This is a genomic window from Leifsonia sp. 115AMFTsu3.1 (assembly GCF_004362795.1).
Taxonomy (GTDB): Bacteria; Actinomycetota; Actinomycetes; order Actinomycetales; family Microbacteriaceae; genus Leifsonia.
Genome location: NZ_SNYB01000001.1, coordinates 144,439 through 166,931 on the forward strand (window position 1 = coordinate 144,439; position 22,493 = coordinate 166,931).

25 protein-coding genes are annotated in these 22,493 nt (G+C 68.9%); 10 read left to right on the top strand and 15 right to left on the bottom strand.

From position 1 onward, the window contains the following. The first annotated feature begins 37 nt into the window (after positions 1-37). Positions 38-799 (top strand): EAL domain-containing protein, encoded by a 762-nt coding sequence (locus tag AXZ95_RS00780; RefSeq protein WP_018189078.1) that lies wholly within the window; start codon positions 38-40, stop codon positions 797-799. Positions 800-850: 51 nt separating this feature from the next. Continuing rightward, positions 851-2,170, top strand: a complete 1,320-nt coding sequence (locus tag AXZ95_RS00785; protein ID WP_018189079.1) for a diguanylate cyclase — start codon at positions 851-853, stop codon at positions 2,168-2,170. 75 nt (positions 2,171-2,245) lie between these two features. Here AXZ95_RS00785 and AXZ95_RS00790 read toward each other — a convergent pair whose 3' ends face one another. The 3 genes from AXZ95_RS00790 to AXZ95_RS00800 are packed head-to-tail and all read right to left on the bottom strand — an operon-like array spanning position 2,246 to position 4,052. Beyond that, entirely contained in the window at positions 2,246-2,824 is a 579-nt protein-coding gene (locus AXZ95_RS00790) for a DUF3618 domain-containing protein (RefSeq protein ID WP_018189080.1), read from the bottom strand. Next, a complete protein-coding gene (locus AXZ95_RS00795) occupies positions 2,821-3,237 on the bottom strand; it encodes a phage holin family protein (RefSeq protein WP_018189081.1) in 417 nt (138 codons plus the stop codon). Before AXZ95_RS00795 ends, AXZ95_RS00790 begins: the two co-directional genes overlap by 4 nt. Further along, entirely contained in the window at positions 3,234-4,052 is an 819-nt protein-coding gene (locus AXZ95_RS00800) for a hypothetical protein (RefSeq protein ID WP_018189082.1), read from the bottom strand. Before AXZ95_RS00800 ends, AXZ95_RS00795 begins: the two co-directional genes overlap by 4 nt. A 159-nt stretch (positions 4,053-4,211) precedes the next feature. Here AXZ95_RS00800 and AXZ95_RS00805 point away from each other — a divergent pair, with 159 nt between their 5' ends. Then, a complete protein-coding gene (locus AXZ95_RS00805) occupies positions 4,212-5,144 on the top strand; it encodes a hypothetical protein (protein ID WP_018189083.1) in 933 nt (310 codons plus the stop codon). A 30-nt stretch (positions 5,145-5,174) separates the two neighbouring features. Here AXZ95_RS00805 and AXZ95_RS00810 read toward each other — a convergent pair whose 3' ends face one another. The 4 genes from AXZ95_RS00810 to AXZ95_RS00825 form a co-directional block, all read right to left on the bottom strand. Further along, entirely contained in the window at positions 5,175-7,109 is a 1,935-nt protein-coding gene (locus AXZ95_RS00810; RefSeq protein ID WP_018189084.1) for a PKD domain-containing protein, read from the bottom strand. A gap of 110 nt (positions 7,110-7,219) precedes the next feature. Beyond that, positions 7,220-7,777: a dihydrofolate reductase family protein gene (locus tag AXZ95_RS00815; RefSeq protein WP_018189085.1), complete on the bottom strand. Its 558-nt coding sequence runs from the start codon at positions 7,775-7,777 to the stop codon at positions 7,220-7,222. A 55-nt stretch (positions 7,778-7,832) separates the two neighbouring features. After that, a complete protein-coding gene (locus tag AXZ95_RS00820) occupies positions 7,833-8,090 on the bottom strand; it encodes a hypothetical protein (RefSeq protein ID WP_018189086.1) in 258 nt (85 codons plus the stop codon). A 132-nt stretch (positions 8,091-8,222) separates the two neighbouring features. Continuing rightward, positions 8,223-8,621, bottom strand: a complete 399-nt coding sequence (locus AXZ95_RS00825; RefSeq protein ID WP_018189087.1) for a MerR family transcriptional regulator — start codon at positions 8,619-8,621, stop codon at positions 8,223-8,225. A 92-nt stretch (positions 8,622-8,713) separates the two neighbouring features. Here AXZ95_RS00825 and AXZ95_RS00830 point away from each other — a divergent pair, with 92 nt between their 5' ends. Continuing rightward, complete coding sequence (locus AXZ95_RS00830; protein ID WP_018189088.1) at positions 8,714-8,941, top strand: hypothetical protein; 228 nt, start codon at positions 8,714-8,716, stop codon at positions 8,939-8,941. Between the two features lie 7 nt (positions 8,942-8,948). On the opposite strand, the gene AXZ95_RS00835 is transcribed toward AXZ95_RS00830, so the two are convergent. The 3 genes from AXZ95_RS00835 to AXZ95_RS00845 all read right to left on the bottom strand — a co-directional run bounded on the left by AXZ95_RS00835 (position 8,949) and on the right by AXZ95_RS00845 (position 10,556). Beyond that, positions 8,949-9,386: a MarR family transcriptional regulator gene (locus AXZ95_RS00835; protein ID WP_018189089.1), complete on the bottom strand. Its 438-nt coding sequence runs from the start codon at positions 9,384-9,386 to the stop codon at positions 8,949-8,951. Between the two features lie 28 nt (positions 9,387-9,414). Next, a complete protein-coding gene (locus AXZ95_RS00840; protein WP_018189090.1) occupies positions 9,415-9,657 on the bottom strand; it encodes a DUF6458 family protein in 243 nt (80 codons plus the stop codon). A gap of 83 nt (positions 9,658-9,740) precedes the next feature. Then, the gene (locus AXZ95_RS00845) at positions 9,741-10,556 is read right to left on the bottom strand and encodes a shikimate 5-dehydrogenase (protein WP_018189091.1); all 816 of its coding nucleotides are present in this window, start codon (positions 10,554-10,556) and stop codon (positions 9,741-9,743) included. A 111-nt stretch (positions 10,557-10,667) separates the two neighbouring features. Here AXZ95_RS00845 and AXZ95_RS00850 point away from each other — a divergent pair, with 111 nt between their 5' ends. The 5 genes from AXZ95_RS00850 (at position 10,668) to AXZ95_RS00870 (ending at position 16,929) form a co-directional block, all read left to right on the top strand. Next, positions 10,668-11,858 (top strand): ROK family transcriptional regulator, encoded by a 1,191-nt coding sequence (locus tag AXZ95_RS00850; RefSeq protein WP_018189092.1) that lies wholly within the window; start codon positions 10,668-10,670, stop codon positions 11,856-11,858. A gap of 118 nt (positions 11,859-11,976) precedes the next feature. Continuing rightward, positions 11,977-13,524 (top strand): multiple monosaccharide ABC transporter ATP-binding protein, encoded by a 1,548-nt coding sequence (gene mmsA, locus AXZ95_RS00855; RefSeq protein WP_018189093.1) that lies wholly within the window; start codon positions 11,977-11,979, stop codon positions 13,522-13,524. Between the two features lie 2 nt (positions 13,525-13,526). Next, positions 13,527-14,870: a multiple monosaccharide ABC transporter permease gene (mmsB, locus tag AXZ95_RS00860; RefSeq protein WP_018189094.1), complete on the top strand. Its 1,344-nt coding sequence runs from the start codon at positions 13,527-13,529 to the stop codon at positions 14,868-14,870. Between the two features lie 61 nt (positions 14,871-14,931). Continuing rightward, entirely contained in the window at positions 14,932-16,026 is a 1,095-nt protein-coding gene (locus AXZ95_RS00865; protein ID WP_018189095.1) for a sugar-binding protein, read from the top strand. Between the two features lie 234 nt (positions 16,027-16,260). Next, the gene (locus AXZ95_RS00870; RefSeq protein WP_018189096.1) at positions 16,261-16,929 is read left to right on the top strand and encodes a GntR family transcriptional regulator; all 669 of its coding nucleotides are present in this window, start codon (positions 16,261-16,263) and stop codon (positions 16,927-16,929) included. Between the two features lie 524 nt (positions 16,930-17,453). On the opposite strand, the gene AXZ95_RS00875 is transcribed toward AXZ95_RS00870, so the two are convergent. From AXZ95_RS00875 to AXZ95_RS00890, 4 genes are all read right to left on the bottom strand, one after another. Beyond that, the gene (locus tag AXZ95_RS00875) at positions 17,454-18,356 is read right to left on the bottom strand and encodes a DUF3800 domain-containing protein (protein ID WP_018189098.1); all 903 of its coding nucleotides are present in this window, start codon (positions 18,354-18,356) and stop codon (positions 17,454-17,456) included. Positions 18,357-18,513: 157 nt separating this feature from the next. Then, entirely contained in the window at positions 18,514-18,819 is a 306-nt protein-coding gene (locus tag AXZ95_RS00880) for an AzlD domain-containing protein (RefSeq protein ID WP_018189099.1), read from the bottom strand. Continuing rightward, the gene (locus AXZ95_RS00885; RefSeq protein WP_018189100.1) at positions 18,816-19,556 is read right to left on the bottom strand and encodes an AzlC family ABC transporter permease; all 741 of its coding nucleotides are present in this window, start codon (positions 19,554-19,556) and stop codon (positions 18,816-18,818) included. Before AXZ95_RS00885 ends, AXZ95_RS00880 begins: the two co-directional genes overlap by 4 nt. A 31-nt stretch (positions 19,557-19,587) precedes the next feature. Next, positions 19,588-20,133 (bottom strand): TetR/AcrR family transcriptional regulator, encoded by a 546-nt coding sequence (locus AXZ95_RS00890; protein WP_018189101.1) that lies wholly within the window; start codon positions 20,131-20,133, stop codon positions 19,588-19,590. An 89-nt stretch (positions 20,134-20,222) separates the two neighbouring features. On the opposite strand from AXZ95_RS00890, the gene AXZ95_RS00895 reads away from it, so the two are divergent. Continuing rightward, positions 20,223-21,479 carry an MFS transporter gene (locus tag AXZ95_RS00895; RefSeq protein ID WP_018189102.1) on the top strand — a complete coding sequence of 419 codons (1,257 nt, stop codon included), beginning with the start codon at positions 20,223-20,225 and terminating at the stop codon, positions 21,477-21,479. Here AXZ95_RS00895 and AXZ95_RS00900 read toward each other — a convergent pair. Further along, positions 21,463-22,482, bottom strand: coding sequence for an NADPH:quinone reductase (locus AXZ95_RS00900; RefSeq protein WP_018189103.1), 1,020 nt, complete (start codon positions 22,480-22,482; stop codon positions 21,463-21,465). The two genes, AXZ95_RS00895 and AXZ95_RS00900, sit on opposite strands and share 17 nt — an antisense overlap. Positions 22,483-22,493: the final 11 nt, after the last annotated feature.

Here is a 22,493-nt window from a genome sequence, read left to right on the forward strand (position 1 = left end):
AGGCCAGCGGAGCCGGCGGCCGGCGAGGGAGGTGTGCGTGGTGACGTGCGAGGTGGAGGCGCGAGAGCTGTCCCACGCCATCGCCGCGCACGAACTCGAGGTGCACGTCCAGCCGCAGATCGACCTGGCGACGGGTGAGATCGTCGCCGTCGAAGGTCTCAGCCGCTGGACGCATCCCACCCGCGGTCCCATCCCGCCCGCAGAGTTCGTGGCGCTCGCCGAGGCCAGCGGAACCATCCACGAGCTGGGCCTGTTCGCGTTGCGCGAGTGCTGCCGCATCGGCCGCGACTGGCGCGAGCGCGGCTACCAGCTCGCCATCGCCGTCAACGTCTCGCCCCTGCAGCTCGAGACCGACCGCTTCTTTGACGAGTTGGAACGTCAGCTCGCCGAGTCGGGTCTTCCTCCCGCCGACCTCATCGTCGAGGTCACGGAAGCCGAGCGCATCGAGGACTACGCGGTCGTCGCCGGGCGCCTCGACATCGTGCAGCAGTGGGGGGTCACCGTGTCGATCGACGATTTCGGCGCGGGACACTCGTCGATCGAACGGGCGGTCGGCGTCCACGCGCGTGAGCTCAAGCTGGATCGCAGCCTCGTCGCGCGGGGAGACTGGGATGCCGTCGGCGACGCGGTGGCGATGGCCCAGGACAGCGGGATGCGGGTCGTCGCCGAGGGCATCGAGACCCGCGAACAGCTGGAGCAGATCCGCACCTCCGGATGCGACCGCGCCCAGGGCTACTACATCGCACGTCCGTGTCCTCCCGATGACCTCGGTGACCGTCTGGGTACATTCGTGCGCTAAATTCATTGTGTCCTCGCCGCGAAGCGGCCCAGCCATCCGAAGGAGAGTGCGGTGCGGCCCATTGCTGCGGACGACCTGCCCTGCGCTCTCGTCGAGGTGGACGGAGACGGCCGCATCCAGGACGCCAACGAGCTCTTCGTCACCTGGACCGGCCTCTCGATGTCCGAGCTGCACGGCCGGTCGTTCAGCTCGCTGCGCATCCGGATCCCCGGGGTCGACGGCCGCGACGACGGCCTCGTCCGGTTGGCGCACGTGGACGGGTCATCGAGAGCCGTCATCGTCGGCCGCCGCCCCTCGGAGACCGGTGAGCTGCTGACGCTGGTGGATGCGACCGAGCGCGCCGAGCACGAGCAGGAGATGGTGCGCTCGCACACCCTCCAGGAACGTACGCGCAACCGACTCGAGCTCATCATCGACTCGTCGATCGCCTTCTCGGCCGCGACGGACGAGCAGTCGCTTGTCGACATCCTCGCGTCGACCGTCGCCAAGGCGTACCAGGCGGAGCAGTCCGCGGTGTTCCTGATCGACGAGCTCGGGAGGTTCACACAGGCTTCCGGCAGCAACCCGCTGCGCTCTCTGGAGCAGACCGGATCGCTGGTGACGCAGGCCTCGCAGCTCCGCCGGGTGGTCGCGCTCAGCGGCGCGGCGGCTGCGGACGAGATCGCCCCGGTGCTCGGGCAGGCCATGCGCGACGCGGGCGTGCACGCCGTCCTGGTGGCGCCCATCCAGCACGACGACGTGCTCTTCGGGCTGTTCGCCGCCTTCTTCCTCCACCCGCGTCAGTTCGACTCCGAGGCGGCACCGCTGGCCGACGCGCTGGCCGGACAGGCGGCGCAGGCGATCACCACCCTGCGGCTGCAGCGGCAGCTCGAGCACGCCGCCATGCACGACGAGACGACCGGGCTGCCGAACCGCCGACGCCTAGAGACGCAGCTGATCGAATACCAGCAGTCGGCCTCCACACTCGTCGCCACGCTGTTCATCGACCTGGACGGGTTCAAGCGCGTGAACGACGCCCTCGGCCACCACACGGGCGACCTGCTGCTCCGGGAGGTCGGGCTGCGGCTGCAGGCGGCCGTCCGTCAGGAGGACCTGGTGGCCCGCTACGGCGGCGACGAGTTCGTGGTGGTCTGCGAGGTGCCGGAGGTGGCGGCCGCCGAAGACGTGGCCGACCGCATCCGCCGTTCCATCGAGCAGCCGTTCCAGGACATCCCGGAGGGCTTCCCGATCAGTGCGAGCATCGGCATGTCGCTCGCGCGCACCCAGGACCCCGGGTGGAACCCGGACCGGCTGATCCGCGAGGCCGACCACGCGATGTACTCGGCGAAGAACGCCGGGGGCAACCGCGTCGTGGGCGCCACCGTCGCCTGACCTTCTTCGCTCGCTGAAAAAGGGAAGCGCGGCGGAGGCCCGGGGGAGGCCTGCCGCCGCGCTTCGTCGTGGGTGCTACTGGTCGGACTGCAAGCGCTGTCCGGACTGCTTGGCGTCATCGGCGACGTCGGACGCGCGATCGGTGGCCTCCTCCTTGACGGTGGACACCCCCTCCTGCGCGGTCTCCGTGACCGACTGAACGGCCCGCTGCGCCGGCTCCTTGAGGTCGTCGGCGACCTGCTTGCCGACCTCCGCGGCCTCATGGAGCAGAGGCTGCGCGGCATCCTTGGCGGCGGATGCCAGCTCCTGCTCCTTGGTGCTCGGCGGGATGAGGGAGGCGATCAGGGCGCCGATGCCGAAGGCGATGAGGCCGACGGCGAGCGGGTTGCCCTGCGCCTTGTCGACGACGGTCCGGCCCGCGTCGGCCACCGAACTGCCGGCGTCGGAGACGGCGCCCCCCACGCCGCTGCGGACGTCGTCGGCGGATCCCATGATCCGCTCGCTGATGGAATGGAAGGCGCCCTTCACCTTGCGCGTCTGGCGCTGGGCGATCTTGCTTGGCGTGACCTTGTCGGCCAGGGCATCGACATCACCGCTCAGGTTGCGGCGCGTCGCCTCGATGTCGGCGCGGATCGCGTCGGGGTCGTCGCTCATCGGTTCTCCTCATTTCGCTTCAGTGTCTCGGGGAATTCTTTGACCGTCTCCACGGTCTGGGGGGCACCCTTGACGGTCTCGAGCTGCTTGCGACCGCGCAGGTACAGGATCAGTGCGACGACGCCCCAGATGACCGCGACGATCACCGCGGACCAGGCGTTGCCCACCAGGTAGCCGAGCGCCCACCACAGGGCGATCGACAGGAAGAAGACGGCCATGAGGCCTGCGTAACCCGCGCCGCCCAGCAGCCCTGCGCCCTTGCCGGCACGCGTGACGGTCTGCTTGATCTCGGCCTTCGCGAGCTCCATCTCCTGGCGGATCAGTGTGGAGAGGTCACGACTGACCTCTCCGAGCAACTCGCCGAGCGAACTGTTCGCGGCTTGCTGCTCCGAAGGGGTGGGTTGATCGGTCATGCCCGGCCTCCGGTGTATCCGGCGCCCGGCAGCTCGGGAAGGTCGTTGCCGGAGTCGTCGTAGAGATCGCCGGTGGCACTTCCGTAGCCGCCGGCGGTGGATCCGGTGCCCGCGCCGCCGACGCCGGTGGTGCCGACGGCGGTGATATCAGGGCTCGGCGCCAGGCCAGTCGTCCCGGTGGTGCCCGTGGTGCCGGTCGTCGTGCCGGTGCTGCTGCCGGAGTCGTCACCGCCGCTGGCGAGGGCTCGGGTCAGCCGGCCGGCGAGGGCGCCGGCGATGGCAGCCGCGGCGATGAAGGTACCCGGGTTGCGCCGCGCGTACGACTTCACCTCGTTCAGCAGGGAGCCGGGGTCGCGCTCGTTCAGCCAGCCGGCGATCGCGTGGGTGCGCTGCGCCGCCTGCCGTACCAGGTCGGTCGCCAGGCCGTCCGACTCGGAGGAGGACGCCATCTGGTCGAGTTCGTCGCCCACAGAGCGGAGCCCGCTGGCGACCCGCTCCTGCTGCTGCGCCGCCTGCGTCCGGAGCTCCTCCTGTGTCTGGCGGTAGAGATCCCTCGCCTGCGACTTCGCCTCGCCCGCGACGTTCTTGGCCTGCTCCTTCGCGGTGGCCGCGACGTCCTTGCCGGCCTCTGCTGCCGAGCCGGCGACGCGCCCCGCTTCTTCGCGGACGCCGCTCTGCTCACCGGTCGAGGCGCCGCCGCCCAGCGAGCCGCCGGTCGGCTGCACCGTCTCGGGGAGGCCCGCCTCCGGCTCGAGCGCGTCGCGTCTGCTGTCGAAGATCGGTGTGTCCGCGGACTGGTCGTCTGACATGGTCATGACTGCCGTTTCCTTTCGGTGGATGTGTCCGGTTGGGATGTTGAGGACCACTCAAGACACCGGAATGAGGCGGGTACAGCGATTGACCGTCCCCCGGGCGGGGGGTATTCGTGCGCGGAGCACTGCCCCTCGCCGCGGGTGGCGACTACGGTGACCGGAATGGACGTACAGGACTGGCTGCTCGACTCCGACACGGCGATCCGCTGGCAGGTGCTTCAGGATCTGGTGGGAGCCCCGCCGGAAGAGGTCGCCGCCGAACGTGCCCGCGTGGCGACGGAGGGCTGGGGGGCGACGTTCCTCGCCGAGCAGGCGGAGGACGGGCTCTGGGATGGCGGCACGTACCGTCCCGGGTGGATTCCGCCCGAGCGCGACGGTTTCGACGCGTGGAGCGGCACCCACTTCAGCCTCCAGCAGCTCGTGGACTTCGGACTCGACCCGTCGAGCGAGGAGGCGCGCCGGGCCGTAGCCCGCGTCCGCGAAAATGTTCGCTGGGAGCACGCCGGCGAGCCCTACTTCGAGGGCGAGACCGAGCCGTGCATCAACGGCGTCGCCCTGACGATCGCCGCCTACTTCGGCGAGGGCGGCGACCGGATCGCCGAGACGCTCGTCGGCTCCCGGCTGGACGACGGCGGCTGGAACTGCTGGGCCGAGTACGGCGCCCGGGTGTCGTCCTTCCACTCCACGATCTGCGCCGTCGAGGGACTGCGCGCGTGGATGCGCGCCGGAGGCGACGACGCGCGCGCGACCGAGGTCGTCGAGGCCGGCGAGGAGTACCTCCTCGAGCGCGGCCTCTACCGGCGGCGTACGGACGGCTCCACTCCGGACCCGAGGATCACGATGCTGTCGTATCCCGTGCGCTGGTACCACGACATCCTGCGCGGGCTGGAGCACTTCCGGCAGCAGGACCGTCGCGACCCGCGCCTGGCGGATGCCGTCGAACTGGTCCGCGGCAAGGCCGACGCCGAAGGCAGGTGGGTGCTCGAGAACATCCACGAGGGGCCGGTGATCGTCGAGTTCGACATGGAGGGGTTCCAGAGCAAGTGGGTGACGCTTCGGGCGCTCCGTGTCCTGCGGTGGTGGGACGCCGCCTGACGCCGGACTACCGGCGCCGGCCGGCCCTGCTCACGGCTTCACGGCGGTCAGATCGTCGACGGTCAGGGTGACCGGCGCGTTCACGACCCCGCCCGACAGGTACCCGGTCACCGCCAGTCCGCCCGCACCCTGGAGTGCGGCCGTGCTGTCCGTCGCCGACCGCTGCCACGCCGAGGGCTCGGGGGTGCCGTCGGCCCACGCCTTCGTCTCGACGAGCGTCGGCGATGTCCCGGTGGTCCGCATCCGCACGTTCAGGCGCATGCCCGCGGTGTAGGTGACGTTCGGAACGGTGGCCGACGTCTGCACGACGACCTCGTTCCCGCCGTTCTGGTCGACGCGGACGATCTGGATGGTCACCTTGCCCGCCGACGAGATGATCACCTTGGACCCGTAGGAGCCGGTCGTCGCGATCCGCCGTCCCTGGACCGTCACGTACACGTTGCCCGAGGAGGGCAGCTTGTCGATCGTCAGTCCGAGTCGCAGGTCGATGCCGGTCGCGCTGACTCCGGGAAGCCGGGCGGTGCCGCCCGAGCCCGCGGGGAGCTGGATGCGTCCCGTCCCGCCCGCGACCGAATACAGGCTGGAGCTGCCCGAGACCGACCAGTTCCCGCCGGTCGGAGCGGTTCCCCAGCCGTTGGTCACCGCGCGCTCGAACGGATCGGCGGCGAGCGTGTCGGCGGGTGGGGGTGGCGCGGTCACGGTCAGCGTGCGGGTGGTCGACGCTGTCGCCCCGCCGTCGTCCAGCACGGTCAGCCGCGCGGTGTAGGTGCCGGCGACGGCGTAGGTGTGCGTGATCGTGCCGCCGGTGCCCGACGAGCCGTCGCCGAAGTCCCAGGCGAACGAGGTGATCGCGCCATCCGGATCGGTCGAGCCCGTTCCATCCAGCGAGCAGGTCAGGTCGGCGCAGGAGGAGGCGAACACGGCGCTCGGAGGCTGGTTGCCGGCGGCCGGCGGCCCGATCGAGAAGCCGTCCGTGAACGACGGCCCCGCGGCCCGGACGAACGACGCCGTCAGCTGGCTCGCCGTCGCGCTGACGTCGAGCGAGCCGTAGAGCGGTGTGGCCGCGCTGCCGTACGACGCGGCGAAGTAGTTCGCTTCGCTGTCGGCCGGGTGGACCTCGTAGTTGCCGTTGCCGCCGGTACCGACCGTCGCGAAGACGGTTCCCGCGCCCTTCACGAGTGTCCCGTCCGAATCCGCCACGCAAGCCGCGGTGTAGGTGCCCGGCGAGATCGTCGGACAGGCCGCTCCCGTCGCCAGCTGCTTCGTGCGCTGGTAGAGGTGCTCGTGCCCGGTGAGCACCAGATCCACACGCTTCGACACCAGCAGGTTGAGGATGTCGGCTCCGGCCTCGCAGGGGTAGTCGCCCAGCGAGAGGCAGGGTTTGTGCATTCCGACGACGACCCACGGCGTTCCGGCCGCGCGTGCTCCGTCGATGGCGGCCTGCGTCCACGCGTAGTGGGAGGTCCCCGATGCGTAGGTCCACGTGCCGTCCGAGAAGGGGAGGCCGGGGGAGATCATGATGAAGCGCACGAGGGGAGCGCCCTGCGGGACGTCGACGTAGTACTCGCGGCCGTAGGTCCCGACCGCTCCGGGGAGCTGGTTCGGGAGGCAGGCGGAGAAGTCGTTGATGTTGCCGTTCTGCCCGCTGCTCTCGTGGTTGCCCGAGACGAGTTCGAACGGGAAGCCGGCGCCGGTCCGGCTGGTGACGAGGTCGCACCAGGCCTGCTCCTGGCCCGTTGTGCCGTACGAGAGGTCGCCGAGGGCGAGGTGCAGGTCGGGGCTGAGGTTCTTGATGCCCGTGAGGACGGCCTGCGCCGCGGTGCCCGGGCCGTAGTCGCCGGATGCCGTGAAGTGGACGGTGCCCGCTCCGGCCGCCACGCCCTGAACACTCTGGGGCACGCTGACGCTGAGGATGACGGCAGCGGCGGCCAGCCCCGCCACGGTGAGGAATCGATGCTTCGCCATCGTCGACGCTCCCCGGCCCGTTCCGTCGCGGGCCTGTCGCGGCACACGCTAGCGCGCCGCGGGGCTCGCGGGGAGTAGAAGACGAGGTTTGCTCAGGAATTGTCGACGAGTCAGGACTTCTCGACCGCGTAGTGCAGCCCGAGCGTGCCCCCGCCGAAGGCGCGTTCCTCCAACAGTCGCAGTCGCAGGAACTGCCCCTGGGGGAGGGCCGGGGTGCCGCCGCCGACGGCGACCGGGACGAGGAAGAGCCGGACGTCGTCCACCAGCCCCGCCGTGAATGCCGCGGCGGCGAGGGTCGGACCGCCGATGGAGACGTCGTGGTCGGCGCCCGCGACCAGGCGGCGCACCTCCTCCGGATCGAATCGCGACAGCAGGCGCGTCTTCGGCGTCGTCACCTCGCTCAGGGTGGATGAGAACACGACCTTGTCCGAGCTCTGCCACACGGCCGCGTAGTCGGCGATCACCGGCTCCTCGCTGTCGCCCAGGTCCTGCCAGACCCGCATGGTCTCGTACATCCGCCGGCCGTACAGGTAGGTGCCGATGTCACGTTCCCGGTCGTTGACGAACGCATGGACCTCCTCGTCGGGCTGCGCCCAGTCGAACGATCCGGAGCTGTCGACGGTGTAGCCGTCGATCGAGGCGATGGCCGAGAAGATGAGACGTCCCATGCAGGGACTCTAGGGGCGGCCGATCGCCGGGGCCAGAGCCCGGCTCACCCGACCGTCAGCCGATCTGCGGAAGAAGGGTCTTCAGTGCGCGCAGCTCGTCGTCGAAGATCCACGGCACCGCGACATCCAGCACCAGGCCGATCCCGATCATCAGGAGGGTCGCCCCCGCTGCGATCAGCACGAGAGTGACCAGCAGCTGCAGGTAGGGGTTCCCGGTGACGGCGGCGAGCAGCCCCCGCGCTCGCCGCCGCACCGGCACCGATGCCGTACCGAGGGTCGGTGCGGTTCGCAGTCCGTGTCCCAGTGTCGTCATCGGTCTCCCCCTTCATGTCGACGCTCGAGACGGGAGCTCGAGCGGACATGTCCGAGTCAACCGGGTGCGAGCCGGACGGGCATCGACCCCAGGTCGGGAGGAGGTCATCCCTGGGGATGATCCCGGCGTCGGTCAGGAGGGGTCGATGGTGCACCCGCAGCCGTCGGCCGGCTCGGGGATGCGGTGCTCGGCTCCAGCCAGACGGCGGGCGAGGAGGTTCCTGCGGCGCTCCAGAGCGGCGATCGCCGCATCCAGCTCGGCCAGTCCGTCGCGGTAGGCGTCGCGTGAGGCGGGGCATTCGTCGCTGTGTGCGTGGCCAGAGCCGAGGCAATCGATGAAGGGACGCGCCTTGCCCGGCGGGATGCCCGTGTCGGCCAGTTCGCGGATCTCGAGCACAGCGCGCAGATGCTCGTCGCCGTACTCGCGGTAGCCGTTGCCGAGCCGGTCCGGCGAGACGAGCCCGAGCCGCTCGTAGTACCGCACGGCCTTGACCGTCACACCCGCCCGCTCGGCCAGTTCGCTGATGCGCATGTCGTCCTCCGCTGTCAGCGTAGACCTTGCCCCGCGGGTCAGGGTCCAGATGGCGTACACTATTCGTTAGTGCACTAATGAATCGAGGGATCATGGCCGGACGCTTCGCCAGCTGGTATTCGCGGTGGAACGAGAAGCTCATCCGCATCGCCGGTCCGGCGCAGCTCGGCGCGGGCCACCCGGAGGCGCCCGACCGGCGTTCCGCCGCGGCTCCCTGCCCGATGTGCGGCCGGCCGATGACCGAGCACGAGGTGCTGCGGCCCGGCGGCCAGCGCGACGCGACGCGGCTGGTGTGCCCCGCGCCTGTTCAGGCGGCCTGAACCCGCGTCATCCGGTGCGGACGGCCGCGCCGATGATCGTCTGCAGGCTCTCGCGCAGATTCTCGAGCTCTGAGACCGGAAGGCCGAGCCGCTCCACGATGCGCGGCGGGATATTCTCCGCCTCCGCTCGGAGCGCCCGCCCGGACTCCGTCAGGCGCACCTCGAGCGCGCGCTCGTCGGCGGCGCTGCGCCGCCGTTCGACGTAACCGGTCGCCTCGAGCCGCTTCAGCAGAGGGGAGAGGGTGGCCGGCTCCAGGGCCAGGGTGTCGCTGAGGTCCTTGACCGACCGCGGCTCGCGCTCCCACAACGCCAGCATCACGAGGTACTGCGGATGCGTCAGCGACAGCGGTTCGAGCACCGGGCGGTAGAGCGCGATGACACTCCGCGCGGCCACGGCGAGGCCGAAGCACACCTGGTTCTCGAGTGCGAGGAGGTCGTCGGACATCCGGCCATTGTATGGCTGGGTCCTGGCCTCAATACTCATCGGTGCGCCGCTCGACCCGCTGGCCGGTGACGGGGTCGATGCCGTCCTGCCGGATCGACGTGCGCGGTCTGCGCCGCAACGCGAACGCCAGCGAGATGATGAAGACGACCAGGCCGGCGCCCATGAGGATGTACCCGGTGATCTTCAGATCGATCCAGCTCACCTGCACCTGCAGGGCGAAGGCCAGGATGAGGCCGACGACGAAGATGAAGATGCCGCTTCCGATGCCCATGCGCACGCTCCTTCACGTCCGGGGCTCAAGCTACTCCCCGACGCGCCGGAGCGCATCACACCGGTCCGTCGATGCGACCGGAGCTACTCGGCGCGCGAGAACTCGGACGCCCGGGCCACCTGCTCCGGCGTGAGCCGCACACCGGTGTATCGCTCGAACTGACGCGCGGCCTGCAGGGCGATGACCTCCGCCCCGGTGATCACCGCTGTCTCCGTCGCCCGCGCGGCGCGGATCAGCGGCGTCTCGGAGGGGAAGGCGACGACGTCGAAGACGGTCGTCGCGCGCTCGATGAACGCCTCGTCGAACGCCATCACGTCCTCCGCGTCGCCGCGCATCCCGAGCGGCGTCACGTTGACGATGACGCCGAAGCCGGGCTCCGGGTCCTCCGCCACCCACTCGTAGCCGTACCGCTCGGCGAGAGCGGGGCCGGCCTCGGCATTGCGCGCGAGGACGGTCAGCTCGTCGAATCCCGCGCCGCGGAACGCCGCGACGACGGCCTTCGCCATGCCGCCCGACCCGCGCACCAGAACGCGCTGCGCGGTGTCGACCTCATGCTCGGCGAGCAGCTGCGCGACGGCCTCGTAGTCGGTGTTGGAGGCGGTCAGCAGGCCGTCCTCGTTCACGACGGTGTTCACGGACTCGATCGCCACGGCCGACGCCTCGAGGTTGTCGACGAGCGGGATGATCGCCTCCTTGAACGGCATGGAGACCGAGCATCCGCGGATCCCGAGCGCGCGGATGCCACGCACGGCGCCCTCCAGGTCGTCCGTCGTGAACGCCTTGTAGACGAAGTTCAGGCCGAGCTCGTCGTACAGGAAGTTGTGGAAGCGCGTCCCGATGTTGCTGGGCCGACCGGCGAGCGAGATGCAGACCTGCATGTCCTTGTTCAGGATGGGCATGACTCCATCATCGCAGTAGGTGTCAGCATTCTCAGGTCCGTCACCCGATCTGGGGCGAACTCTTGCGTTCACAGCTTGACTCCAACAGCCCGATCGTTCACGCTTGTCGCTATGACCGCCACCCAGGGGCTGATCCCTCGTGGCGCACTCAATCCCGGGTCGCAGGGCGCACTGAGGCACTTGAACCAGGAACGACTCGTCGAGTTCCTCCTGGCCAACGGACCGTCCACCCAGGCTGAGCTGGCGCGCGGGACCGGCCTGTCCACCGCCACCGTGTCGAACATCGTTCGCGACATGGCGGCCAAGGGCGTGGTCACGACCTCCCCGGTGACCTCCAGCGGGCGGCGGGCCCTGCTCGTACAGCTCACCGACACCGGCGACATCGCCGTCGGCGTCGACTTCGGCCGCCGCCACGTGCGCATCGTGCTCACCACCCTCGGCTATGACGTCATCGCCGAGGAGCAGGTGGCGCTCGAACCCGGCTACGACGTGCTCGGCGCGGTGCGGGAGGCTGCGCGACTGCTCGACCGGATGCTCGCCGAAGGCGGCCACGACCGCGAGTCCGTGCTCGCCGTGGGCGTTGGCATCCCCGGACCCATCGACCGCCGCACCGGCACCGTGCTGCAGGGCGCCATCCTCCCCGAATGGGTCGGAATCACCCGGCGGGAGCTGGAGGACGTGTTCGGCTTCCCGGTCGTCGTCGACAACGACGCCAACCTCGGTGCGCTCGCCGAAGTCACCTGGGGAGCGAACCGCGGAGAGCGCAACCTGATCTTCGTCAAGATCGGCACGGGGATCGGCGCGGGCCTCATCCTCAACGGCCAGCCGTACTACGGGTTCCTCGGCATCACGGGCGAACTCGGTCACACACCGGTCGCGGAGCACGGCGTCATCTGCCGCTGCGGCAACCGCGGCTGCCTGGAGACGATCGCGTCGACAAGCGTGATGCTCGAGTCTCTCGGGCGGGGCGACGGCGCGCGCACGGCTTCGGACATCCTGCGCCGCGGGCTCGACAAGGACCCGGCCGTCCTCCGCGTCGTCAGCGACGCGGGCACGGCGATCGGCCAGGCGATCGGCAACATCGCGAACGTCATCAACCCGGAACTGGTGCTCATCGGCGGACCGCTGGTCGGCCTGGGCGACGCCCTGCTCGACCCGATCCGGCACGGGATCCGGCAGAACGCCATCCCGATCATCGCCGGCACTACGACGGTCCGGATCTCGTCGCTGGGCGACCGCGCCGAGTCGCTCGGTGCAGCCGCGATCGTCATCAAAGGCGCCCTGGCCGGGCAAGAGGGATGACCCCTCCCGCCGCTCCTTCTGGCCGTTATCGCATCGTTGTCTTCACTATTTGACGACAAGTGCGAAGATAGCGTTTACTACTTAGGCACATCCATTCCCGAGCCCGCAAGGAGCGACGATGCCGTCGAACGCAGTCATCCTCGAGATGCGCGCGATCACCAAGGAGTTCCCGGGGGTCAAAGCGCTGGAGGATGTCTCCCTCACCGTCCATGCTGACGAGATCCACGCGATCTGCGGCGAGAACGGCGCGGGGAAGTCCACCCTCATGAAGGTTCTCTCCGGCGTGTACCCCTATGGGACATACAGCGGAGACATCGTCTACCAGGGCGACGTGATGCGGTTCAAGGACATCAAGTCCAGTGAGCAGCAAGGCATCGTGATCATCCACCAGGAGCTCGCGCTCATCCCCGAGCTCTCGATCACCGAGAACATCTTCCTCGGCAACGAGCCTAGCCGCGGCGGCGTGATCAACTGGGGCGAGGCGAAGACCCGCGCCATCGAGCTGCTCGCCCGTGTCGGTCTGACGGACGACCCGGACACCCAGATCAAGAACATCGGCGTCGGCAAGCAGCAGCTGGTCGAGATCGCCAAGGCGCTCAACAAGAACGTCAAGCTCCTCATCCTCGACGAGCCCACCGCGGCGCTCAACGAGGCCGAGTCGCAGCACCTCCTCGACCTGATCCTCGGACTCAAGGGTCGCGGGATCAGCTCCATCATCATCAGCCACAAGCTCAACGAGATCGAGCAGGTGGCCGATCAGATCACCATCATCCGTGACGGCCGCGCCATCGAGACGCTCGATGTGAAGGCTGACGGCGTCGACGAGGACCGCATCATCCGCGGGATGGTCGGCCGGACGCTCGAGAGCCGCTTCCCGGAGCGCACGCCGAACATCGGCGAGAAGTTCTTCGAGGTGAAGGACTGGGTCGTGCAGCACCCCCAGATCCCGGAGCGGCTCGTCGTCAAGAACTCCAGCTTCTACGTCCGCCGGGGCGAGATCGTCGGCTTCGCGGGCCTCATGGGGGCGGGTCGCACCGAGCTCGCGATGAGTGTCTTCGGCCACTCGTACGGCACCTGGGTCTCGGGCGAGATCTACAAGGACGGCAAGGAGATCCAGGTCCGCAACGTCTCCGAGGCGATCGACAACGGCATGGCCTACGTGAGCGAGGACCGCAAGGTGCTCGGCCTGAACCTCCTCGACGACATCAAGCAGTCCGTCGTCGCGGCGAAGCTCAAGAAGATCGCCAAGCGCGGCGTCGTCGACGACCTCCAGGAGTACGCGGTCGCCGACGAGTACCGCAAGCTCCTGCGCATCCGGACGCCCGACGTCGACCGCGGTGTCTCCACGCTCTCCGGCGGCAACCAGCAGAAGGTCGTGCTGGCCAAGTGGATGTTCACCGATCCGGACATCCTGATCCTGGACGAGCCGACGCGAGGCATCGACGTCGGCGCCAAGTTCGAGATCTACGGGATCATCCAGCAGTTGGCAGCCCAGGGCAAGGGCGTCATCGTCATCTCCTCGGAGCTGCCCGAGCTGCTCGGAATCTCCGACCGCATCTACACGATCTTCGAGGGTCAGATCACCAACGAGCTGCCCATCGCTGAAGCGACCCCGGAAACTCTCCTGAAAAGCATGACATCCGCCAAGAAAAGGGTGACCCGATAACCATGAGCACGCAGATCGCAGAGAAGAAGAAGTCCGGAGGCATCCGCGACCTCGGGAAGATGTTCGGTGGCGGGCAGTCCACGGGCCGCCAGTTCGGCATCCTGGGCGCGCTTGTCATCATCATCCTGTTCTTCCAGATCGCCACCGGGGGGAAGACCCTCGATCCGGTGAACCTGATCAACCTCGTCAATCAGAACGTCTACGTCCTGATCCTGGCGATCGGCATGGTCATGGTGATCATCGCGGGTCACATCGACCTCTCGGTCGGTTCGGTCGCGGCGCTGGTCGGCATCGTGGTCGCCGAGGCGATGACCAACTGGAACGTGCCGTGGCCGCTCGCCATCGTGCTCGGCCTGCTCGTCGGCGTCGTCATCGGCGCGTGGCAGGGCTGGTGGGTCGCCTACGTCGGGGTCCCCGCGTTCATCGTCACCCTGGCCGGCATGCTCATCTTCCGAGGCCTCAACCAGCTGATCGGCAACGCGAACACCATCCCGGTGCCGGACGGCTTCACGTACATCGGCGGCGGCTTCCTGCCCGAGTGGGGCCCGAACACCGGCTTCAACAACTCCACCCTGCTGCTCGGCCTCATCATCGCGGTCGTCATCGCCCTGGCCGAGGTCCGCACCCGTCGCAAGCAGACCAAGATGGGCTCCGAGAAGGCGCCGCTCTGGGTGAGCGTCTTCAAGGTCGTCATCCTCGATGCGGTCGTCGTCTACGCGGCGGTCCTGTTCGGCAGCGGCCGTGTCGGCACGTCGTTCCCGGTCGCCGGCGTCATCCTCGGCGTGCTGATCATCCTCTACTCGTTCATCACCCGGAGCACGATCTTCGGTCGTCACATCTACGCCGTCGGCGGCAACTGGCACGCCGCAGAGCTCTCCGGTGTGAAGATCCGCCGCATCAACTTCTTCGTCATGATGAACATGTCGGTGCTCGCGGCGCTCGCCGGAATGATTGCGGTCGCCCGTTCCGTCTCCTCCGGGCCGCAGGACGGCCTCGGGTGGGAGCTCGACGCGATCGCGGCCGTGTTCATCGGTGGTGCTGCGGTCTCCGGCGGTATCGGAACCGTGGCCGGCTCCATCATCGGTGGTCTGGTCATCGCGGTCCTCAACAACGGCCTCCAGCTTCTGGGCGTCACCAGTGACAAGGTGCAGATCATCAAGGGCCTTGTCCTGCTGATCGCTGTCGGCATCGACGTCTACTCGAAGCGCCGCGGCGGCCCCTCGTTGATCGGCAGGATGTTCAACCGCGACCGCACGCAGCGCGTCGACGCGGCCGCCCAGGAGCAGCCGGCCGTCGTCCCGACCGGTGACGAGGCCGAGGACACCTCGCGGTCCCTCACCTCGTAACTCCCCTCACGCTTCACCTCGTACCTGCACCATCCCCAACACACAGAGAAAGTAGATAGCAATGCGCAAAATCGCACTCGCGACAGTGGCCGTCGCAGCTGCCGCGGCGCTCGCCCTGAGCGGCTGCTCGAGCAGCCGCTCCGGTTCGGACAGCAGCGGAGCAGCGTCCGGCTTCGACAAGAACGCCACCATCGGCGTCGCCCTCCCGACCAAGACGTCGGAGAACTGGGTTCTCGCCGGTGGTCTGTTCGAGGACGGCCTGAAGGAGGCCGGCTTCAAGGACGACGTCCAGTACGCCGGCGGCTCGGGCGTTTCCGACCAGCAGTCGCAGATCCAGTCGATGATCACCAACGGTGCGAAGGTCATCATCATCGGCGCCGTCGACGGCGGCCAGCTCGCCGCGCAGGCCAAGGCCGCGCACGATGCCGGCGCGACCGTCATCGCCTACGACCGCCTGATCCTGAACACCAACGACGTGGACTACTACGTCGCGTACGACAACGAGAAGGTCGGCGAGCTGCAGGGCCAGGCTCTGCTCGACGGCATGGCGAAGAAGTACCCGGGCAAGAAGAACTTCAACATCGAGCTCTTCTCCGGTTCGCCCGACGACGCCAACTCCGCGGTCTTCTTCAACGGCGCCATGAAGGTGCTCGAGCCGAAGATCAAGGACGGCACCCTGAAGGTCGTCTCGGGTCAGACCGAGATCAAGCAGACCTCGACCCAGGGCTGGCTGCCGGCGAACGCGCAGACCCGCATGGACACCCTGCTGGCCGCGAACTACGGTTCGACCGAGCTCGACGGCGTCCTGTCGCCGAACGACACCCTGGCCCGCGCCATCATCACCTCGGTGAAGGGTGCAGGCAAGCCGGTCCCGATCGTCACCGGTCAGGACTCGGAGGCCGAGTCGGTCAAGTCCATCATGGCGGGCGAGCAGTACTCGACCATCAACAAGGACACCCGCAACCTGGTCAAGCAGGCCATCACCATGGTGAAGGACCTGCAGCAGGGCAAGAAGCCCGAGATCAACGACGACAAGTCGTACGACAACGGCAAGAAGGTCGTCCCGGCGTTCCTGCTGAAGCCGGTCATCGTCACCAAGGAGAACGCGGCCGAGGCGTACGCCAACGACCCGACCCTGGAGCCGCTGACCAAGTAACGGTTCTCACACCCCGCGTGTGAAAACGAAAGGGGCCGGAGTGCGATGCACTCCGGCCCCTTTCCCGATCCGTCCCCCGACGGGATCGGTCCCCCTGGCCGAGCTTGATCACAGGTTAGGACGCGGCTCTCGCCGCCGGCATCGGTGGCAGCACGGATATGCAGCTCCGTGCCACCCGAAGCGGCTGGTATGTTAGGACAGGTATGAGTCGTTTCTGACGTTGAGGAGCCGTGGGTGGAGCAGGATGCGCGTGCGCGATACGACGGCCGTCGGCTGCTCCGCAACGATGTCTACGAGCTCGTGCTGGAGCGTATCCTCTCGGGGGAGCTGCAGCCGGGCCAACGTCTGCGCGACGCCGACCTGACCTCGTGGCTGGGCGTCTCGCGCACACCGGTCCGTGAGGCGGTGAGCCGTTTGACGGCCGTCGGGCTCATGTCCACCTCGCCCAACCGCTACACCGAGGTCGCCGTGCTGGACGAAGCCGAGGTCGCGGATGCGGTGGCGGTGCTCCGGCTGCTCTGGCCGGCGGTGCTGGCGAGCTTCCCGGACGCTTCCTCTCTGGAGCGCGAGGTCGAGCTGACCCTGCTCGCGCGACGGGTAGAGCGCGGCGACGTCGATCCGGCCCACGGGCTCCATCGCGCTCTGTCGGTCGTGGTCGACACCCTCCCCAACCGTGTCCTCGCCGAGGCCGTGCGAGCGGCGGACCTCCGTGTGGTCCGGTATCTGCTGCTCGAGCCGGCCGCGCGTGCGGTGCTTCAGCCCGCCAGGGTCGTGGCGCTCATCCGCGCCCTCGGTGCCGAGACGCCTCCGGAGGCCGGCGCGGGTCGGGCTGACGAGCTCGGGGTGGATCTCCTCACGGAGCTGGAGGGCGTGCTGTCCGCCCGCCGCAGCGCGGCCCGATAGAACCGGACGAGTTCTGCGGCTGACGGGCGCTGCGCGGCCATGGTCGCGGCATCCGTCCGGCGGGCGGCCATGTGGTGCCGCCACGATTCGGCGGCGCAGCGGTGATCCCAGGCCGCTGCGGCCGCGGCTTCGAGCGTGCGGCACCAGCCGATCAGCTCGCGCCCCTCCGAGGTCGGCGCCCAGGTGACGACGCGGAACCACACCTCCGGCCGGTTGGGGTCTCCGAACGTGAACCGGCGGATCACGCCGTACGGCGTGCCGAGCGTCCCCTGGCGGAGCAGCCACTCGCTGGGCTGCGCATTCGCCACCGGGTGCCAGGATGCGCTCACGGCGTCACGGTATGCGACGCCGCCGACACCGCCACGCCCGGCTTCGCCGCGCTCTTGTACACCGCGTCGGGAACGCGCGGCGCTATGGACGTCATGTACATCGGCAGGATCTGCTCCTCCGCCCTAGCATCCCTGCATGACCCCCAGTGCCGCAGTCGACCAGGAACGCACCGACGACGACGTCGTCATCCTCGGCTACGACTGAGCGCGCTCGGCAGCACCTTTCATCCTCCGCCAAATGGCAGGATCGACGCCGCTGCTGACCAAGTGTCCGGATGGCTTTGGGTGAAGCACACGCTGACTCTTGAAAACGTCCGAGTGGTTCACGTCTGGAACCGATCGGTGCCACAGGTGGACTTTGGACTCGTGGGTGAAGGCACCTCGGACCGATGGCAGCGCCTTTCGGTCGGTCACCCAGGTGTAAGGCGAATCACTGATCAGTTGGTAGTCGATCGCCCGACTGACGCACGCGGCGACCCAGTCGGCGAATTGGATGTTCGAACTGAGCACGCTGTCCACGTGCATCGGCGGCTCGATGATTCGCCGCATCTCCGGATAGTCGTTGGCGCGCCCGAGGATGTGGCCGTACATGGCGGGGAGGCGTTCTGCTCGCGTCTTCTCGTTCACTTGGTCGATGATGACCATGACATTCGAACCCCGGCCGTCGGCATGGCGCGCGATTCGGTTGAGGGCCTCACGCATTGCGGCCGTCTCGCGGCCGGAAACATCGAGTCCTGTCTGTTTCGGTGTCCCGAGAGGCTTCTCGTCTGCGTAGTAGAAGAGGGCACCATCGAGGCGACGAATCTCTTTCACCAACCAGTCGAAAACCCGAAGATATTGGGGAAAGCGCTCCGCCGTGTCTCGTCGGAAGACGCTCGCCCCCTTCTTCTCCCACCGCCCGGCATGGGGTGCGTTCTCCATGTCCTGTGCGAAGAGTGATCGCTTGTTCTGGTTGAAGACGCTCCCGAAAGGCCGGGCCTGATCGTCCGGGAGGATGAATCCCGCGTAACCGAAGGCAGGACTGGTGTTGAACCGATCGTGATCCCGCGCGACGAACGCGCCCGGTTCACCAATTTCGTCGATATACGCGAGGAGCACGCCCCGATTATGCCGTGGAACGCAGAAACCCACGCCGGAGCGTGGGCTTCTCGAATCGGCGCTCGGGGAACTATTTCATCCCTAGCTACCTGTAGTAACTCTACGAAGTAGTACGACTGTTCGCAACGCTAAACCGGGACTGAGCGCCCAAGGCAGGTCAGGTGAACAGCCGGATGAGCGCCGCGACCACCGCGGCCGCCGGCACGACGACGATGAACGGCACCCGGAGCGCGTAGAGTCCGGCGGCGATCGCGACGGCGGCCAGCCGCGCATCGAGCTGCAGCGACTGGCCGGCCCCGAGGGTCTGCACGCAGATCAGCGCGGCAAGCAGTGCGGCCGTGAGGAGGTCGCTCACCCGCGCGACCGTCGGGTGGTCGAGCGCCTTCGGCGGCACCATCCAGCCGACGGCCTTGAGCCCGAGCACGCAGATCGAGGCGAGCAGGATGACATGCCAGGTGGTCACGGCTCCACCTCCCGTTCCATGGGCACCGCTTCCGGATGCGGTGGGTCGTTCCGCCGGCCGAACAGGTTGAGGACGCCGACGACGATGGCGACGACCGCCGCCGCCAGCACGGGCAGGCCGGGCGTGAGGAACGGGGTGAGCAGGGTCGCGACGAATCCGCCGGCGACGGCGACGGCCTGCGTCTGGCGTGCCTTCAGCCGGGGCCAGAGCAGGCCGAGGAATGCGGCGGCCGCAGCCGCATCCAGCCCGTAGGCCTTCACGTCGCCGATCAGGTCGCCCAGGAGCGCGCCGGCGAGCGTCATCAGGTTCCAGCCGATGTACACGACGAGGCCGGTGATCCAGAACCCGATGCGCTGCGCCCGCGGCTCGCTCTGGGCGGTCGCGACGGCGGTGGACTCGTCGATGGTCAGCTGGGTGGCGGCGGCTCGCTTCCAGAATCCCGGCCCGATGATGCGCGACAGCCGCAGGGCGTAGAAGGAGTTGCGCACGCCCAGCAGCGCGGCGCTGATGATCGCGGTGCCACCGGCCGCGGCTCCGCCGGAGGCGAGCACGCCGATGAGGGCGAACTGCGAGCCACCGCTGAACATGACCAGGCTGAGCACGCAGGTCTGCCAGACGTCGAGCCCGGAAGCCGTTGCCAGGGCGCCGAAGGAGATGCCGTAGACGGCGGTCGCGATCCCGACGGCCCAGCCGGAGCGGGCCGCGGCGCGTTCCTCGCTGGTCCGTTCCTGGCGCATCGCCTCCCGACATTACCGGGTGGCGGTCGGGTCAGCGGAACAGTCGCTCGACCAGGTGTTCGGCTGTGGAGTCCTCGAGCGTCCAGGGCACGAAGATGACGCGGTAGATGATCGGCGCGACCACGACATCGAGGATGTCGTCGTCGGTGACGGGGGAGTCCGGATAGCGCTGCAGGATGAGGCCCGCCTCGGTGCGCCGGTTGCGGAGGCAGTTCGACTGTCGCTCGCCGGCCGCCGAGGCGCCGCCGCGAAGGAGCGCCGCGTTGACCGGGTTGCGGTAGTGCTCCACCAGCTCGGAGGCCCAGGCGGTGAGGTCGCGCTGCAGGTCGCCGTTGTCGGGCAGGGGTCGCTCGGGGTTGAGCTGGTAGGTGGCGATGTCGTTGATGAGGGTCGGGAGGTCGCCCCAGCGGCGGTAGATGCTGGTCGGGTTGACGCCGGCGCGCTCGGCGATCATCGGAACGGTGACGCGGTCCTGGCCCTTTTCCTCGACGAGCTCTTCGACGGCGGTGCGCACGTTGTGGATGACCGCGGCGCTGCGTCCGCCCGTCCGCTTCGACGGAGTGGTCGTAGTTTCCATGGGAATAGCTTAAAGCAAATTCCGTTGCTTTATCCCACATCCCCTCGTATAGTCGCTAAAGCAATCAAGTTTGCTTTAAGGAGCTCGACATGACCACAGCCGAAGAGACCCTCCCCACGGGCGGGATGCTCGCCGTCCGGCCCGCCCGGTCGACGGGCGGTGCCGGCCCCCGCCGGCTCCGTCCCGCGGTGGCGTTCGCGGGCACCGCGCTGGCCTTCGTCGCCGTCGCCCTGGCGGTCGGCGCCCCGAGTCCGCTGTTCGTGCTGTACGAGCAGGAGTGGGGCTTCCAGCCGTGGCTGCTCACGGTCGCGTTCGCTATCTACGCCGTGACGCTCCTCATCACGCTCCTCATCGCCGGGTCGCTCTCCGACCACATCGGCCGGCGGCCGGTGCTGATCGGCGCGCTCGCGCTGCAGGTGGTGGCGATGCTGATCTTCCTGTTCGCTCCCGACATCGGGTGGATCATCGGCGCTCGCTCCGTGCAGGGCGTCGCCACGGGTGCCGCGATGAGCACCTTCACCGCCGCCCTGGTCGAGCTCGCTCCCGAGCGCCAGAAGAAGCTGGGTGCGACCATCGGAAGCACGGCGCCCGTCGGCGGCATCGCCATCGGAGCCTTCCTGACCGGACTCGCGGTGCAGTTCGTGCCGCAGCCCACGATCGTCGTGTTCGTCGCGCTCGCTCTGCTGTTCGCCGCCGGCATCGTCGTGATCGCCGTGTCGCCGGAGACGGTCGAGCGTCGGCCCGGTGCGGTGCGATCACTCATCCCTCGCCTGTTCGTGCCGCGGCCCGCCCGCACGGAGTTCGTTCGCGCCATCCCGCTCTTCCTGGCGACGTGGATGCTGGCGGGCCTCTTCATCGGACTCTCGCCGTCGATCCTGCACGGCGTCTTCCACCTCGACAGCGGACTCCTCAACGGTGCCATCGTCGCCGTGCCGCCCGCGGTCGGAGCCGTCGCCGCCCTGATGCTGACCCGCGCTCCCGCCCGGATCACGGCCGTCTGGGCGATGGCGGCCATCCTCGTCGGTGTGGCGCTCGCCGCCATCGGGATCAGCGCGGGCATCCTCGCGCTGCTCTTCGTGGGGGCGACCATCGCGGGCGGCGGCTTCGGCGCCGGCTTCGCGGCGGTCCTCCGCATCCTGGCCCCGCTCGCGCCGAACGATCAGCGGGCGGAGCTCTTCGCCGGGGTGTTCCTCGTCAGCTACCTCGCCTACGGCGTGCCCGCGCTGGTCGCCGGCGAGCTGATCACCGCGATCGGGCTGCTGCCGACGGTACTCGGCTACGCCGCGGCGATCGCCGTCGCCTCAGTGGTCGCGCTCGTCGTCCAGGCCATCAAGCCACGTCGATGAGTACCTTGCCCACGATGCCGTCCTCGACGGCGTCGTGGGCCGCGGCCGTCCGATCGAGCGGGAAGCGTGTGATCGGGAGGCCGTGCTCCTCGCCGACACGCAGTGCGCCGTCGGCGGCAGCGGCGGCGACGGCCCGCACCGCGGCCTCCTTGTTCTCCGGAGCCACCGTGTAGGTGAGCACGAACTGCCAGCGGAGGTTCTTCGACATGCTCGGGCGGACGGGGATGGTCACCTCCTCCGCTCCGGGGGCGTCTGCGTAGCTCGCGATCGTGGCGTTGCGGCCGGCGACCTTCACGTCGAGAGCCGCGTTGGCGATCACGTTCACCTCCACGACGATGTCCACGCCGCGGGGCGCCAGCGCACCGATGGCTTCCGCGGTGTCCGGGTCGGTGTAGTTGACGACGTGGTGCGCGCCGGCGGCTCGCGCGAGCTCCGCCTTCTCATGGCTGCTGACGGTCGCGATGACCGTGGCGCCCGCCCACACGGCGAGCTGGATGGCGGCGTGGCCGACGGCGCCCGCCCCTCCGGCGACGAGCACGGTGCGGCCCTCCAGCGAGCCGGGGGAGAGCTCCGCCGGGGCGTGCTCGTACGAGGTCAGCGCGCGATGGGCGGTGAGCGCCGGGATGCCGAACGACGCACCCTCGTCGAAGCTGACGTCGTCGGGCAGGGCGACCACCAGCTTCTCGGGAAGCACGACCAGTTCCTGCGCCGTTCCGTCGGGACGCTGGTAGGCGGCATCCCACACCCACACGCGGTCGCCCGCACGGAAGGCCGTGACGCCCGCGCCGACCTCGTCGACGACGCCGGCGCCGTCCTGGTTCGGAACCTGCGGCCGGGGAAGCTCCGCCGGGCCGCTGCCCCGCCGCGCCTTCCAGTCGGTGGGATTCACACCGGACACGTGGATGCGGACGCGCACCTCACCCGGTCCGGGGTGCGGCTCCTCGCGCTCGCCGAGGGTCAGGACGTCGGATTCGCCGGTGGAGGAGTAGCTCACAGCCTTCATGTCACCAGCCA